Source organism: Saccharopolyspora sp. NPDC050642 (assembly GCF_040654735.1).
In the GTDB taxonomy this organism is placed as follows: Bacteria; Actinomycetota; Actinomycetes; order Mycobacteriales; family Pseudonocardiaceae; genus Saccharopolyspora; species Saccharopolyspora elongata.
Window position 1 is genome coordinate 1 of record NZ_JBFAIN010000078.1, and the last position, 14,488, is coordinate 14,488.

At 68.5% G+C, this 14,488-nt stretch carries 12 protein-coding genes; 6 read left to right on the forward strand and 6 right to left on the reverse strand.

What is annotated here, in order from left to right:
* Positions 1-102: 102 nt before the first annotated feature.
* The 3 genes from AB0H93_RS43835 to AB0H93_RS43845 are packed head-to-tail and all read left to right on the forward strand — an operon-like array spanning position 103 to position 4,416.
* Positions 103-1,830, forward strand: a complete 1,728-nt coding sequence (locus tag AB0H93_RS43835; protein ID WP_358582803.1) for a WXG100 family type VII secretion target — start codon at positions 103-105, stop codon at positions 1,828-1,830.
* Positions 1,831-1,832: 2 nt separating this feature from the next.
* Positions 1,833-2,675 (forward strand): hypothetical protein, encoded by an 843-nt coding sequence (locus tag AB0H93_RS43840; RefSeq protein ID WP_358582805.1) that lies wholly within the window; start codon positions 1,833-1,835, stop codon positions 2,673-2,675.
* Between the two features lie 58 nt (positions 2,676-2,733).
* Complete coding sequence (locus tag AB0H93_RS43845; protein WP_358582808.1) at positions 2,734-4,416, forward strand: hypothetical protein; 1,683 nt, start codon at positions 2,734-2,736, stop codon at positions 4,414-4,416.
* A gap of 3 nt (positions 4,417-4,419) precedes the next feature.
* On the opposite strand, the gene AB0H93_RS43850 is transcribed toward AB0H93_RS43845, so the two are convergent.
* On the reverse strand, positions 4,420-4,614 hold the full coding sequence (locus tag AB0H93_RS43850; protein ID WP_358395030.1) for a hypothetical protein: 195 nt from the start codon (positions 4,612-4,614) through the stop codon (positions 4,420-4,422).
* A 400-nt stretch (positions 4,615-5,014) separates the two neighbouring features.
* On the opposite strand from AB0H93_RS43850, the gene AB0H93_RS43855 reads away from it, so the two are divergent.
* The 3 genes from AB0H93_RS43855 (at position 5,015) to AB0H93_RS43865 (ending at position 7,970) form a co-directional block, all read left to right on the forward strand.
* On the forward strand, positions 5,015-5,860 hold the full coding sequence (locus AB0H93_RS43855) for a helix-turn-helix transcriptional regulator (RefSeq protein ID WP_358582811.1): 846 nt from the start codon (positions 5,015-5,017) through the stop codon (positions 5,858-5,860).
* Positions 5,850-6,026, forward strand: a complete 177-nt coding sequence (locus tag AB0H93_RS43860; RefSeq protein ID WP_358395035.1) for a DUF397 domain-containing protein — start codon at positions 5,850-5,852, stop codon at positions 6,024-6,026. The genes AB0H93_RS43855 and AB0H93_RS43860 overlap by 11 nt, the downstream gene beginning before the upstream one ends.
* 96 nt (positions 6,027-6,122) lie before the next feature.
* Complete coding sequence (locus AB0H93_RS43865) at positions 6,123-7,970, forward strand: CocE/NonD family hydrolase (protein WP_358582813.1); 1,848 nt, start codon at positions 6,123-6,125, stop codon at positions 7,968-7,970.
* A gap of 162 nt (positions 7,971-8,132) precedes the next feature.
* Here the strand turns inward: AB0H93_RS43865 and AB0H93_RS43870 are convergent, their stop codons facing one another.
* The 5 genes from AB0H93_RS43870 to AB0H93_RS43890 form a co-directional block, all read right to left on the reverse strand.
* A complete protein-coding gene (locus AB0H93_RS43870) occupies positions 8,133-9,896 on the reverse strand; it encodes an acetyl/propionyl/methylcrotonyl-CoA carboxylase subunit alpha (RefSeq protein ID WP_358582825.1) in 1,764 nt (587 codons plus the stop codon).
* Positions 9,897-9,966: 70 nt separating this feature from the next.
* On the reverse strand, positions 9,967-10,215 hold the full coding sequence (locus AB0H93_RS43875; RefSeq protein WP_358582816.1) for an acyl-CoA carboxylase subunit epsilon: 249 nt from the start codon (positions 10,213-10,215) through the stop codon (positions 9,967-9,969).
* 28 nt (positions 10,216-10,243) lie between these two features.
* A complete protein-coding gene (locus AB0H93_RS43880) occupies positions 10,244-11,884 on the reverse strand; it encodes an acyl-CoA carboxylase subunit beta (protein WP_358582818.1) in 1,641 nt (546 codons plus the stop codon).
* Positions 11,885-12,186: 302 nt separating this feature from the next.
* Positions 12,187-13,380: a TetR/AcrR family transcriptional regulator gene (locus tag AB0H93_RS43885; RefSeq protein WP_358582820.1), complete on the reverse strand. Its 1,194-nt coding sequence runs from the start codon at positions 13,378-13,380 to the stop codon at positions 12,187-12,189.
* 120 nt (positions 13,381-13,500) lie between these two features.
* A complete protein-coding gene (locus AB0H93_RS43890) occupies positions 13,501-14,355 on the reverse strand; it encodes a class I SAM-dependent methyltransferase (protein WP_358582823.1) in 855 nt (284 codons plus the stop codon).
* Positions 14,356-14,488 lie beyond the last annotated feature (133 nt).

A 14,488-nucleotide genomic window follows, 5' to 3' on the forward strand; every position in this document is an offset into this window, starting at 1 on the left:
CCACCCCCCGGATCATGCAAGCGACTGGGGGACAAAGTCATGCCGGACCTGGCGACCAGGGCTCCAAGATCAGAGCCACGAAAACGGTAACGGGGGAACGGGATGGACCGGTTCGCTGTCCGCTATGCCGCGATCGGCGAGGCGTGGGAAAGCGTCCGCGATGCCACCGGGCAGGTTCGGACCAAGCTGGCCGATCTCGACGGATCACTCGGGCCGCTGCGGGCGTCCTGGACCGGGCAGGCCGCGGACAGCTTCGAGGTCGCGCGGGCGACGTGGGTTCGCGAAGCCGAGGAGATGACCGAGTTCCTCGACGGCATGGCGGACCTGCTGTCGCTGATCGACGAGAACTACCGCAGCGCGCACCAGGCGAACCTGGCGATCTGGGACGCCCCCGCAGGTTCGTCGGGCGGCTCTTCCACCGTGCCGATGTCGGCAGGCTCGGCCGGCGGCGAGGTCGACGTCTCCATCGAGGAACTGAGGCGCGCCGCGCGGTCGTTCCACGGGCTCCAGCAGCAACTGGCCGACAACATGGGCTGGATCAGCCGCAACCTGCACGGCAGCGCCACTGGTATGGCCGGAGCCGACCCGGTTCTCGCCCCGTGGCGCACCCTCTACGACGAAACCGCGCGGGCGGTGTGGGCGGTGCTCGGCGCGGCCACTGATCTGCTGGGTGGCATCGCGCAGGGCATGACCGACACCGGCAACAACTATGTCGACTCCGAGGAAGCCTCCACCGCCGGACACGGCGCCACGCTGCCGGAACGACTACCGCAGCTCCCGGTCGACACCGTCAGCCCCGGCCCCGAGCCACCACCCAGCGGCTCGGGCGCCCCGGCGCAGAGCTTGGAGGACTGGGGCTACGAGTACTGGCCCGACGGTGACCCCTCGGGGCTCATGTTCGCCTACGGCGAGTGGAGACGCTTCGTCGAAACCCTGACGGAGGTCTCGCGGTCCGGGGATGAACTAATCAACGGCTTGGTGGAGTCCAACCGCGGTGCGGTCTTCGACAGCATCCGCCAGTACTGGGCCACCAAGTCCCAGATCTGCGGAACCTCCGAGATCCTGCCGGTGCTCACCTCCGCATGCAGTGCGCTGAGCGAATCGTGCAAGGTGCTGTCCAAGGCGGTGCGAAACGCCCAGACAAGCATCGCGAAGCTCCATCAGATAGTGGACGAACTGGACATCTTCTCCGCGCTCGGCCTCTTGCGCAAACATTCGATCGCCGAGCTCGCTGGACTGGGCTATGAGATCGGCAGGTACGCGGCCATCAAGACGATCATGCCCAAGATCAAGGCAACGTACGAGTACGAGCGTGGCGACGCCATGCAGCTGCTGGCCACCGGCATCGCCGACCGGCTGCACGCCTGGGCACGCGACGCCGAGGCGGTCACCCTGGAGTCCGAGCGACGGGCCTACGATCAGGCAGACCATGGACTCGAACAACACCTCGGCACCGCACCGTACGACGCCTGGGCAGGAGTGGACGAACCGCACCCCAACCCGGCATCGGTGCACATCACGGCCGAGCGGGCAACGCACATCCTCTACAGCGACCAGACCGGCGGTGGCCACCTCGCCGGGACCGGAAAACCAGGAAAGACGGAGTTTCCGCCACCGCCGGGGTGGAACGGGCCAGACATCCTGAGCCGTGTTCAGGACGTCGCGAAGAACCCGGACAGCCCGCCGATTAGGCAAGACAACGGCCGCTGGAAGCTCACTGGCGTTCGAGATGGTGTGCTCATCGAAGTCATACTCAACGAAGACGGCAGTGTGCGTACGGCCTACCCCAAAGGCGGACCCGGCGTGGAACAGAATCCCAGAAAGAAATGATCATGGACGAGATCGAATTTATGGACCGCGCCGATGCACTCTTCCAGGGAATGCGCAACCGCCTGCGCGACCAGGATTACGACTTCATGTCCGGCGCAGCGCATGCCGGCGAGCATGCCGAGGTACTCGATTTGCTGTTGGCAATCATCTCTAAAAGAAGAATCCCGATCTCAAAACGCGAACGCGATGAACTACGCGCGATCATGAGGTTCTATGAGCTTCCGGCCAAGATGTACGACTTCATCAACGACTGGAAGAACATCGTCGACTCCGCCGACATCATCGACGACGGGCCGGAGCGGGATGAGCCCGGGCAGCCGGTTGCGTCCGGGCCGTCGGTGATCGTGCACGAGAACCCGGACTTCGGTCGCACCTTGCGGACCCAGGTCGGGCTGCACGTCGATCTGCCGCCCCGACTGTACGAGTCGTTCGTGGACCATTTCACCGCCGCCGTCGGAGTCGGCGTCGAGATCAACCTCGCCCGCACCAACCCCGACGAGTACCTGCGGAGCGGGAAGGTCCACAAACCCACCGAGGTGGAAGCGAACTTCGTTCCCCTGATGATCCAGGCGATCAGCGACGGCTCCATCTGGGGCGGCGGCATCCTGCTGCGCGGCTTCGAGCAGTGGTGGACCAAGAAGCGCTCCGACGCCGAGAACCTGATCCGACAGCTCCCCACGGTCCTGGCCGCGGAGCAGGTCGGCGACGACAACTTCCACATCGCCCTCGCGGACATGTCATCGTCCACGGTGGAGCAGGTCATCACCGTGCTGACCGAATCGAAGATCGAGGAAATCCTCGGCGCCGTCCCACCCGTCCCAGTGTTCAAGTACCCATCGATGTAACCCTTCCACGCAATCAGCCGGCCGAGTGAGCTCGGGATCCAAGGCGGAATGGCAGCGCATGGACGACAACGAGTTCGCGAGGCGGACTGACGCGCTCATACACAGGATGCGCGGGCGGCTGCAGTACAAGGACATCTTCTTCATGCCCGAACCGATCCCTGCGGGCGACCACGCCATGCTGCTCAATCTGTTGCTGACGGGCATTGGCCAGGGCAAGGTTCCGATCTCCAGGTGGGAGCGCGATGAGCTGCGGGTGATCCTGGGACGCTTCGAACTCCCGGTTAAATTCTTCGGCTCCATCAACGAATGGGAGAGCATCGTCACGAAGGCCCGCATCGTCGACGATGCGCGGATCACGGCTGCGCCTGGGCGGCCGGTGGTGGTGCATGGCGCACCCGACTTCGACCATGCACTGAAAGCACAGGTGGCACTGCACGTCGCCCTTCCTCCTCAGCGGTACGGAGCGTTCGTGGCGCACTTCGCTGCCAGTACCGGCGTCAGCGTCCAAGTCGATCTGGCTCGCACCATCCCCGAGCAAGGCGGGCAGTACGGCAGAAGCCGCGATTTCGCGGAGATGGAGGCCAAGATCGCCGCCACGTTGATCATGATGATCAGCGATTGTTCCATCTGGGGCGGCGGCATCCTGCTGCGCGACTTCGAGCACTGGTGGACCGACGCCCGCACCGACGCCGAAACCTTCATCCGGCAAATACCCACGATCCTGGCGGCAGAACGGTACAGCGGCGACACCTTCCACGTCGCTCTCGCCGACGTTTCCCCGTCCACCGCACAGCACGTCATCACCACCCTCACCAAAGCCGAGGTCGAAGCGTCGCTCGACCCCGCGCAGTCCATCCCGGTGTTCAGCTACTCGACGCGGTACCAGGCCCGGCAGGCGGAACGGGGCGAGGAAGAGCGGGCCATGGACGTGGCCGAGTTCGCGAGCAGGGTGGACGCCCTGGTGAACGGGATGCAGGATCGCCTCCCCGAGAAGGCTCGCCGGTTCATGGCCAAGGCTGCCGAAGCCCGCGACTACGACGACGTCCTCGAAGTGCTGTTGTCCACGCTGCACAAGGAGCAATTCCCCATCTCGCAGCAAGAGCAAGACGAAATCCGTGAGATCATGGAAAGGACGTCGCCTCCGGACGACCTGCACGAATCCATGAAGCGCTGGAGATCCATCCTCCTCCTCGCCGAGGTCATCGAACCCGAGCCGGAACCGCCTGGCCCGCCGGTGATCGTCCACGACGACCCCGGCTTCGACTCCGCGCTGCAGGACCAGGTCGGGCTGCACGTCGATCTGCCGCCTCGGCTCCACGAGCCGTTCATGGAGCACTGCACCACTGCCGGCGGTGTCACCGTCCAGCTCGACATGGCCCGCGCCATCCCCGACCGGTACCCGCGGGACGGCGAAATCCGCACGCCCACGTCGCGGGAAGCGGACATCGTGGGCACCTCCATCCTGACGATCGGCGCCCGCTCCGCCGGAGGCGGCGCCGTGCTCCTACGCAACTTCGAGCACTGGTGGACCACCGCCCGGGCCGACGCGGAATCGCTCCTCCGCCAGATCCCCACGATCCTGGCAGCAGAGCGCTACGGCGATGGCACCTTCCACATCGCCCTCGCAGATCTTTCTTCGTCCACTGTGGAGCAGGTAATCGCCATCCTGACCGAATCGAAGATCGAGGAAATCCTCGGCGCCGTCCCACCCGTCCCGGTGTTCAAGTATCCGCCGATGTGACCGTCAGCCCCGCGCGGCCAACCAACCGAAGCGGCGCAGGGCGCTGGCGAAGCGCTCGGTGTCGGCGGCCAGTCGGCTCAGGCGCGCTGTATCCACCTCACCGGTCGGGATGCGCCGCGCTTCGTCCGCTAGATCCTGCTGTAGGACCAGCATCGCGGACGCCATCTCGCGCGGTGTGTCGATCCGCGCCGGGATCATCCCTCCCCCAGTGGTCGGCTGATGAGCCCCGGAAACTCTGCGGCCAAAAAGCAATCCGTGCATTCGCGTATCCCTACCGGCAGCCCGGCGCACGGCTCCCCTGGCGGAGAGCACTCCTCCACCTCGCCAGTCTGGAAAAGCTGGCGACACCAAGACCGAACCAAGGAATCGCTTGCACCGCAACAGATATGCGCGAACCGACACCACTCCGGCACCGCCCCTTGCCGGTACTGGAAATGCCGGATCTGATCGCCTGACCGACCAACGTGTTGCATGAGATGCCCTCCCAGCGCAAGCGGTTCCGTTGCCACAATGTGGTAATTCCTAACTTTCGCGCAGACTGGCATCATCAACAATGTCGTGACCGTGGGCGCAACAGGTGAGACCGTGGAGACCCGCAATGACCAAGACACCGAAAGGCCGCGCGCTGGGGAACGCACTGCGTCAGGCAAGGCAGGAGCAAGACCTGACGGTGCGGGCGTTCGCCGCTCAGCTCGGACGTGATCCCGGAGTGCTGTCGAGGTGGGAGACCGGAGACCGCACCCCCAAACCCGAGCAGGTTGCACAGATTCTCACATCGCTTGGCGTCAGCGGTGACCGGTACGAGGAGATCGTCGATCTGGCCTACGGAGCGGACGACTCGAACTGGGTCGCCACGACGCTTCCGGCTCAGCGCCAGCAGTTGGCCTCCTTCATCGACTTCGAGCAGAACGCGACGAAGATTCTCGAAGTATCGCCGATGCTGATTCCCGGACTGCTCCAGACGAACGACTACATCCGCGCGGTCATGACGGACGCACGCGTTCCAGTCGGTGAGCTGGCCGCGCGGATAGCCGTTCGGATCGGGCGCCGTGATGTGATCACGCGCGATCGACCCACTCAGTTCACCGCGCTGGTCGGCGAAGCCGCCCTCCGGCAGCTGCTCGGCGGTCGAGAAGCGATGATCGAGCAGCTCAAGTACCTACTCGAGATGGCCCGACGACCCAACATCGAACTGCGGGTCTTCCGTTTCGGCACCGGCTGGCACCCGGCACTCGAAGGACAATTCCACCTCATAGAGACCGGTGAAGGCACGGTCGTGCACCTGGAGAACCTCAAGTCCGCGTTGTTCTTGCATGAAGACTCCGACGTGCGCACCTACCGGCGAGCGGCAGAGAAGGTTCTTGACGTGGCTATGAACCAGGCCGAGTCTGCCAAGCTGATCAGGTACATCGCCAACAGCATGGAGAAGGGCAATGAAGGCTGAAACGACCTGGCGCAAATCCAGCTACAGCGCCAACGCCGGGACCTGTGTCGAACTCGCAAGTTCCTTAGACCGCATCCGCGACTCCAAGGACCCCTCCGGGCCAACCTTGCGGGTTGACGTCGTTGGGTTCGTGCAGGCCGTCAAGGGCGGGCGGTTCGACCGCTGACACCGCGCGGGCCGCCCCCGACCTGCAGTCGGAGGCGGCCCGCGTAACCCGGTGCGGCTCTCGTCGTTGATCTCCCGGACTCCCCGGGAGGTCTTCATGCGCCGCTCCGTGCTGGCTCTGCTTCTCGCCCTGGCTACCGTCTTCGCCGGGTTGACCACCGCCGAAACCAGTTCCGCTCAGGCCCGTTGGGCTCCTCGTGGCGAGGAATATCCCGCCGCAGCCACCGAAACCGACGTCTCCATCCCCATGTCTGACGGCGTGGTCCTGCGCGGCGACGTCCAGCGTCCCGCCGACGCCGACGGCCGGCCGGTCGACGGCCGCTTCCCCGTGCTGCTGACCATCACCGCCTACAACAAGACCGTGCTCGACGGTCCCGCCTCCACCGCGCTCGGCGACCCGGGTTACTTCGTCAAACGTGGGTACGTGCAGGTCACCGTCGATGCGCGCGGCACCGGCGGTTCCGGTGGTTCTTGGGCCGCTTTCAGCGCTCGGGAGAACACCGATGCCGGTGAGATCGTCGACTGGGCCGCCTCCTCAGAGCGGCCTTGGAGCAGCGGTTCGGTGGGCATGCACGGCGCTTCCTACATGGGCATCAGCCAGCTCTTCGCCGCCGCCGAACGGCCCGCCGGGCTCAAGGCGATCTTCCCGCAGGTCCCCGCCGCCGACACCTACCGGGACGTCGTCGCCTCCGGCGGCGCGCTCGACGTCGGGTTCATCCCGCTGTGGCTGGGCCTGGTCACCGGCACCGGGCTGATCCCGCCCGCCTACGGCGCCGGCGAGCCGGACAACGCGCTGCAGATGTACCTCTCGCGGGTGCAGGGCGCCACCGGGTTCACCGCGCCGATGCTGCTGTCCGCGACGTTGGGGCTGGACTCCGCCTTCGACGGGCCCTTCTACGCCGAGCGCTCGCCGATCAACGTGCTCGACCGCATCGACGTGCCCACCTTCCTCGTCGGCGGCGAGTACGACCTGTTCCAGCGCGGCACGCCGATGGTGTTCGACCGGCTCCGGGAGCGCGGCGTCCCGGCGAAGATGATCTTCGGGCCGTGGGACCACCTGCAGGGCAGCACCGGCGCCGGGATCGCCGAAGCCGGGCACGGCACGCTGCAGGAACTCCAGCTGCGCTGGTTCGACCGCTACGTGCGGGGGCTGCCCGACCCGGCCCTGGACGCCGACATCCCGCCGCTGACCTGGCACGAGATCAACTCCGGCGAATGGCATCACGCGCAGGGCTGGATCGACGAGCAGCGCGCCACGACGTTCCAGCTCTCCGGCACCTCTTTCCCCGGCGCGCCAGGAAAACTGGTCGCCGAGGGCGCCGAGCAGGGGCAGAGCACCGTCGCGCCGGTCCCGGTCTCCGGACTGTGCACCCGCTCGGCCAACCAGTGGACCGCCGGGCTGCCCAACGCCGTCGGGATCTCGCGGCTGTGCGAGGACAACCGGTGGAACGACTTGTCCGGCGCGGTCTTCGAAACCGAACCGGTGGCACAACCGCTGCGGATGCGCGGTCCGATCAACGCGCGGCTGCACACCTCGACGCCGACCGGCAACGGCATGCTGTCGGTATCGGTGTCGTCGGTGTCGCCGACCGGCGAGGTCAACCGGCTCACCGGCGGCTGGCAGGTGCTGTCGCACCGGGCACTGGACGAAGAGCGCTCGCGCTACCTCGACGGGCAGCTGATCCAGCCGTACCACCCGTTCACCAAGGACACGCAGAACCTGTTGCAGCCAGGGGAAATCGCGCCGATCGACGTGGAGGTCTTCCCCACCGGCGCGGTGATCCCGCCCGGCCACCGGCTACGGATCTCCGTGCAGGCCTTCGACGTGCCGCACCTCCTGCCGACGCTGCGCGACCTGCCTGCGGCGCTGTCGCCGCTGACCATCCACAACTCCGCGCAGCACCCGTCGCAGATCACGCTGCCGGTGATCCCCGCGGCCAGGTGATCTTATCCAGGTGAAGGGCACCCAGCCGGGCCCGGCCCGTTCAGGGATCCGCAATTTCAATGGAAATTGGACCTCCAATTTCCATTGAAATTGCGGAAGAAGTGACCCGATCGGTGGTGGACCTGGTCGAGGGCGCCCTTCACCCGTCACCTGGAAGGTGGATCAGTCCTTCAGCTCGCAGAGCGTGGTGCCCTGGGACACCGAGTCGCCCGGCTGCGCCGACAGGCCCGTCACCGTGCCCGCCTTGTGGGCCGTCACCGGGTTCTCCATCTTCATCGCTTCCAGCACCGCGATCAGGTCGCCCGCCGCGACCTCCTGGCCGTCGGCCACCGCGACCTTCACGATCGTGCCCTGCATCGGCGCGGTCACCGCGTCGCCGGACACCGCCGCACCGGCCTTGCCCGCGGAACGCTTGCGCGGCTTCGCCTTCGCCGCCGGGGACGCCGACGAGACCGCCAGCTCCGCGGGCAGCGAGACCTCCAGGCGGCGGCCGCCGACCTCGACGGTGATCGTCTGCCGCGCCTCCGGCTCCTCCGCCTCGACGCCGCCGGTGAACGGCTCGATGTTGTTGTCGAACTCCGTCTCGATCCACCGGGTGTGCACGGTGAAGCCGTCGGCCCCGACGAACGCCGGGTCGCGGACGATCTCGCGGTGGAACGGCAGCACCGTGGCCATGCCTTCCACGACCATCTCGTCCAGCACCCGCCGCGAGCGCTCCAGCGCCTGCTGCCGGTCCGCGCCGGTGACGATCACCTTCGCCAGCAGCGAGTCGAACTGGCCGCCGATCACGCTGCCCGACTCGACGCCGGCGTCCACCCGGACACCCGGGCCGTGCGGCGCGACGAAGCGGGTCACGGTGCCCGGCGCGGGCAGGAAGTTGCGGCCCGCGTCCTCGCCGTTGATCCGGAACTCGATGGAGTGGCCGCGCGGCTCGGGGTCGGCCGTGATCCGCAGCTTCTCACCGGCGGCGATGCGGAACTGCTCGCGCACCAGGTCCAGGCCCGTGGTCTCCTCCGACACCGGGTGCTCCACCTGCAGGCGGGTGTTGACCTCCAGGAACGAGATCGTCCCGTCCAGACCCACCAGGAACTCCACGGTGCCCGCGCCGTAGTAGCCGGCCTCGGCGCAGATGGCGCGCGCCGCCTCGTGGATGGTGCGGTGCTGGTCGTCGCTGAGGAACGGCGCCGGGGCCTCCTCGACGAGCTTCTGGTGCCGCCGCTGCAGCGAGCAGTCGCGGGTGCCCACGACCACCACGTTGCCGTGCTGGTCGGCGAGGACCTGCGCCTCGACGTGCCGCGGCCGGTCCAGGTAGCGCTCGACGAAGCACTCGCCGCGGCCGAACGCCGTCTCGGCCTCGCGCACCGCCGAGGCGTACAGCTCGGGGATCTCCTCCAGCGTCCGGGCGACCTTCAGGCCCCGGCCGCCGCCGCCGAACGCGGCCTTGATGGCCACCGGCAGCCCGTGCTCCTCGGCGAAGGCGACGACCTCGTCGGCGCCGTTGACCGGGTCCTTCGTCCCCGGCACCAGCGGCGCGCCCGCGCGGGTCGCGATGTGCCGGGCGGTGACCTTGTCGCCGAGGTCGCGGATCGCCTGCGGCGACGGCCCGATCCAGATCAGACCCGCGTCGAGCACCGCCTGGGCGAACTCGGCGTTCTCCGACAGGAAGCCGTAGCCGGGGTGCACGGCGTCGGCCTCGGCACGCTTGGCGACGTCGATGATCTTGTCGATGTTCAGGTACGACTCGCCGGGCGTCGAGCCGCCCAGCGCGAAGGCCTCGTCGGCCAGCCGCACGAACACCGCGTCGGCGTCCGGCTCGGCGTACACGGCGACGGAGGCGATGCCCTCGTCCTTGCAGGCGCGGATCACCCGCACCGCGATCTCACCGCGGTTGGCGACCAGGACCTTGCTGATCGGCGTCACGTCCACAGTGGTCAACTCCTCATTTCCCGGCGCGACGCCGGACGGCTGGCGAAAATCTTGTTGGCGGGCAACGACATCAGCCCGGGAGGGCCGACGCGCGCCAAGCGTGCGGGCCGGGGCGCAGCGGCCGGCGGCCCGCCGGGTGGCGCAGCGCGGCGGACCGGTCGCCCCACAGCGACATCGGCCGCTGCTGCGGCTCGGCCGCGGCGTTCGCGGCGGCGAGGCCGCTCAGCGCCGCGGTCAGCGCGGCGATCTCGGCGTCGTCGGGATTGCCGCGCACGATGCGCAGCACCGGACGCTCCTCCGGCGTCGCGTCCTGGCTCATCTGGCACCTCCTCGCGGGTGGGACGACGTCACAGCGGGATGTTGCCGTGCTTCTTCGCGGGCAGGCTGGCGCGCTTGTCGCGCAGCATCCGCAGCGACCGCGCGACGTACCCGCGGGTGTAGGACGGCGGGATCACCGAGTCGACGTAGCCGCGTTCGGCGGCCACGTAAGGGTTGCAGAGGGTGTCCTCGTACTCCTGCTGCAGCTGCGCCCGCGTGGCCTCGACGTCCTCGCCGTTCTCGGCCGCTTCGGCGAGCTGCCGCCGGTAGAGGATGTTCACCGCGCCCTGCGCGCCCATGACCGCGATCTGCGCGGTCGGCCACGCCAGGTTGACGTCCGCGCCCAGGTGCTTGGAGCCCATCACGTCGTAGGCGCCGCCGTAGGCCTTGCGGGTGATCACGGTGACCAGCGGGACGGTGGCCTCGGCGTAGGCGTACAGCAGCTTCGCGCCGCGCCGGATGATGCCGTTCCACTCCTGGTCGGTGCCCGGCAGGAAGCCCGGCACGTCCACGAAGGTCAGCACCGGGATGTTGAAGGCGTCGCAGGTGCGGACGAACCGCGCGGCCTTCTCGCTGGCGTCGATGTCCAGGGTGCCAGCGAACTGGGTGGGCTGGTTGGCGACCACTCCCACCGGGTGGCCCTCGATGCGCCCGTAGCCGGTGATGATGTTCGGCGCGAACAGCGCCCCGACCTCCAGGAACTCCTCGTCGTCGACGACGCGGGAGATGACCTCGAGCATGTCGTAGGGCTGGTTCGGCGAGTCCGGGACCAGCGCGTCCAGCTCGCGGTCGCCGTCGGTGATCGACTCGGCGATCGAGCCGGTGCCGGTGTCGGCACCGTCGAACACCGGCGCCTCAGCCAGGTTGTTGCTGGGCAGGAACGACAGCAGCTCCTTGACGTAGGCGATGGCGTCCGCCTCGTCGGTGGCCAGGTAGTGCGCGTTGCCGGAGCGCGAGTTGTGGGTGCGCGCGCCGCCGAGCTCCTCGAAGGTCACGTCCTCGCCGGTGACCGTCTTGATGACGTCGGGGCCGGTGATGAACATGTGCGAGGTCTGGTCGACCATCACCGTGAAGTCGGTGATCGCCGGCGAGTACACCGCGCCGCCCGCGCACGGGCCCATGATCAGCGAGATCTGCGGGATCACGCCGGAGGCGTGGGTGTTGCGCTTGAAGATCTCGGCGTACAGGCCCAGCGCCGCGACGCCCTCCTGGATGCGCGCGCCGCCGGAGTCGTTGATGCCGATCAGCGGGCAGCCGGTCTTCAGCGCCAGGTCCATGACCTTGACGATCTTCTCGCCGAACACCTCGCCCAGCGACCCGCCGAAGACGGTGAAGTCCTGGGAGAACACGCACACCTTGCGGCCGTCGACGGTGCCGTAGCCGGTCACCACGCCGTCGCCGTAGGGGCGGTTCGCGTCCATGCCGAAGTTCGTGGAGCGGTGCCGCGCGTGCTCGTCGATCTCCACGAACGAACCCGGGTCCAGCAGCATGTCGATGCGCTCGCGGGCGGTGTTCTTGCCCTTCGCGTGCTGCTTGGCCACCGCGCGCGCCGAGCCGGCGTGCACCGCCTCGTCATTCCGCCGGTACAGATCCGCCAGCTTGCCGGCGGTCGTGTGGATGTCCGGCACGTCCACCGGCGGCTGACCGACCGGCTCCGTCGCGCTGCTCATGCAACCAACCTGTCCTCGTTACCTGCTCGGCTCCAGTGTCTGCCGCCCGCCCGCGGCGTTCCAGGCCCGGAACCCGGCGACGCGCCTCGGCGCGTGGCAGCCGGTCGTCACCCCAAGGCCGGGCGCGGCGTGCGTGCTGGCAGACCTGGTCATCGCGGAGCCTAATCCGGCGCGACGGCCGAAGTCAATTTCGAAGTGAGCTGCCCCTAGTTCGTCCAGGCCAGGCAATCGAGCATTCTCCTGCGGGGATGATGCTTAAGTGAATATCTAGTAGTAGTCATCCACGCTCTGCTTGTGGCCGGTCACACGGTCTCGACGGGCGTGTCCAGCATCAGCGCCGAGCCGATCCGCAACAGCGCGTCGACGTCGCGCACCGAGCCGGTGCGCACCATGTCGTTGGCGACCGTCAACGCCGCCTGCACCAGGATCCGGGCGCGCACCGGGTCGAGCCCCGGCCGCGCCTCGCACAGCAGCCCGACCCACTCGGCCACGTAGGCGTGCTGGGTCTGCCGCGCCCGGTGCCGTTCCGCGTCCGGCAGGTGGTTGACCTCGCTGACCAGGATGTCGATGAACCGGCCGTGGTCGAAGGCGAAGCCGATGTAGGAGCTCAGCAGCTCGCGCAGCGCGTCGTCGGCGGCCGGCGTGCTGGCCAGGGTCCGTTCGAGCTCGACCTCCAGCCACGCGTTGCCGCGGGTGATCACGGCGCCGAGCAGCTCCTGCTTGCTGGCGAAGTAGTTGTACAGGCTGGGCCCGGCGATGCCGGCCGCCGCGCCGACGTCCTCGGTGGTCACCTCGGTGTAGCCGGCGTCGGAGAACAGCCGCATCGCCGCGGCCAGCAACAGCCGCCGCCGGGAGGCGCGCCCGGCGAACAGCGCGGCCCGCTGGTCGGCGTCGGGCTCGTGGTGGTCGGCGAACCGCTGCGGCGGCTGGGTCCCGATGACGACCACCATGGCCCGGAGCAGCTGCTCGAACTGGCGCCGCGGCAGGTCCACCTGGTGGTAGGACGGGCTGGTCAGGACGCTGAACATGCACCAGGCGCGGAACCGGGCGTCCTCGCCGGTCAGCTCGGGCCGGAAGGCGCGCGCCACCTCGGCCAGCCCGGTGGCCACACCGCGCAGCTCCTCGCGCAGCACATCGCGCTGCTCGGCGGGCAGGTGCCGGGCTTCGCGCTGCCAGAGCACGCCGAGCTGGCGGTGGTCCAGCGCGGCGGCGGCGAGCTGCGCGACCACGTCGTCCAAGTCCCGGTCGGCCACCTGCGCGGCGATCGCGTTGAACGGCTGGAGCTCGTCGAGGACGACCCGGGTCAGCAGCTGCTGCTTGCCCGCGAAGTGCCGGTACAGCGCCGACGAGCCGACGCCGACCGCCTCGGCGATGTCGCTCATCCCGACCCGCGCGTAGCCGAGCCGGTAGAACAGGTCCGCGGCGGCGGCGGTGATCAGCGCCCGGCGGTTGCGGGGACGCGTGTTGCGAGCAGGTGGATTGGTCACCTCAGCCATCGCCGCCTCCCCTGCTCGCCCGGCACAGCGAGCATACTTGCGCGCCGTGCACGGGCGACGTGGCCGAGGACTCTCCACATGAGATCGTCGGCCGGCGGCAGGGGCCGGTCCGCTAGCCGATCATCCGCGCCAGGTGGCCGTGACCAACCATCCGAAGGTCTTCGCGACGACGGAGCCATCTCGCTCCAGCGTCCGCAGCGCGGCGGTGGCCTCCTCACGCGCCCGGCCGACGGACGCGTCGTCGGCATCGGACATCCAGAACCGCGTCGGGCCCCAGCCGAAGATGAACTCGGCGGCGTCGGCCGCGTTCTCGCCCAGCACCATCTCGGACTCGGCTTCCCGGAGGACGACGTCCGCGAAGCCGGCCCCGGTCAGGATCTCGCGGATGCGCCCGGGATCGGTGAACGTGGCCGGCCCGGGCGCGGTGTCCTCAGCCGGATCGGGCAGGGCGACGTGCGCGCCGATCGCAGCCCACACGGCGCCGAAGTCGGCGTCGGAGGCGTCCCGGCCGCACCCGAAGACCAGCCGCCCGGACGGCTTCAGCGCCGCGCCGATGTTGGCGAACGCGGCCACCGGATCGGCGAAGTACATGATCCCGCCGCGGCTGATGGCCACGTCGAACCGGGCGGCCGGGAAGTCGTGGACCTGGGCGTCGCCCTGCTCGAACGTCACGTTGCCGATGCCTTCGGCCGCGGCCGTGCGCCGGGCTCGTTCGAGCATCGGCCCGGACAGGTCGACGCCGAGGGCGTGCCCGCCGACCGCCTGGCGCGCGGCGGTCCGGGTCGTCTGCCCGTTGCCGCACCCGATGTCGAGCACGTGGTGGTCGCTCTCGATGCCCGCGGCCTCGAACAGCTGGACATCGTTGCGGCCGCCGAGCCCGCCGACCATCGCTTCGTACCGCTCCTGGTTCTCCGCCCAGTGCGTGCCTTCGTAGCCGTTCCAGGCTTCCGCCTGATGAGTGTTGACGATCTTCATGCGGGCAACCCTGCCCGGACGCGCTCACAACTCCCTCGCAGAACGCACACACCACCCGCTGTCCGCAATTTCCATTGAAATCACCGCCTCGTGCACCGACGGGTCGAACTCGTCGCCTTCGGCGCCGAACGCC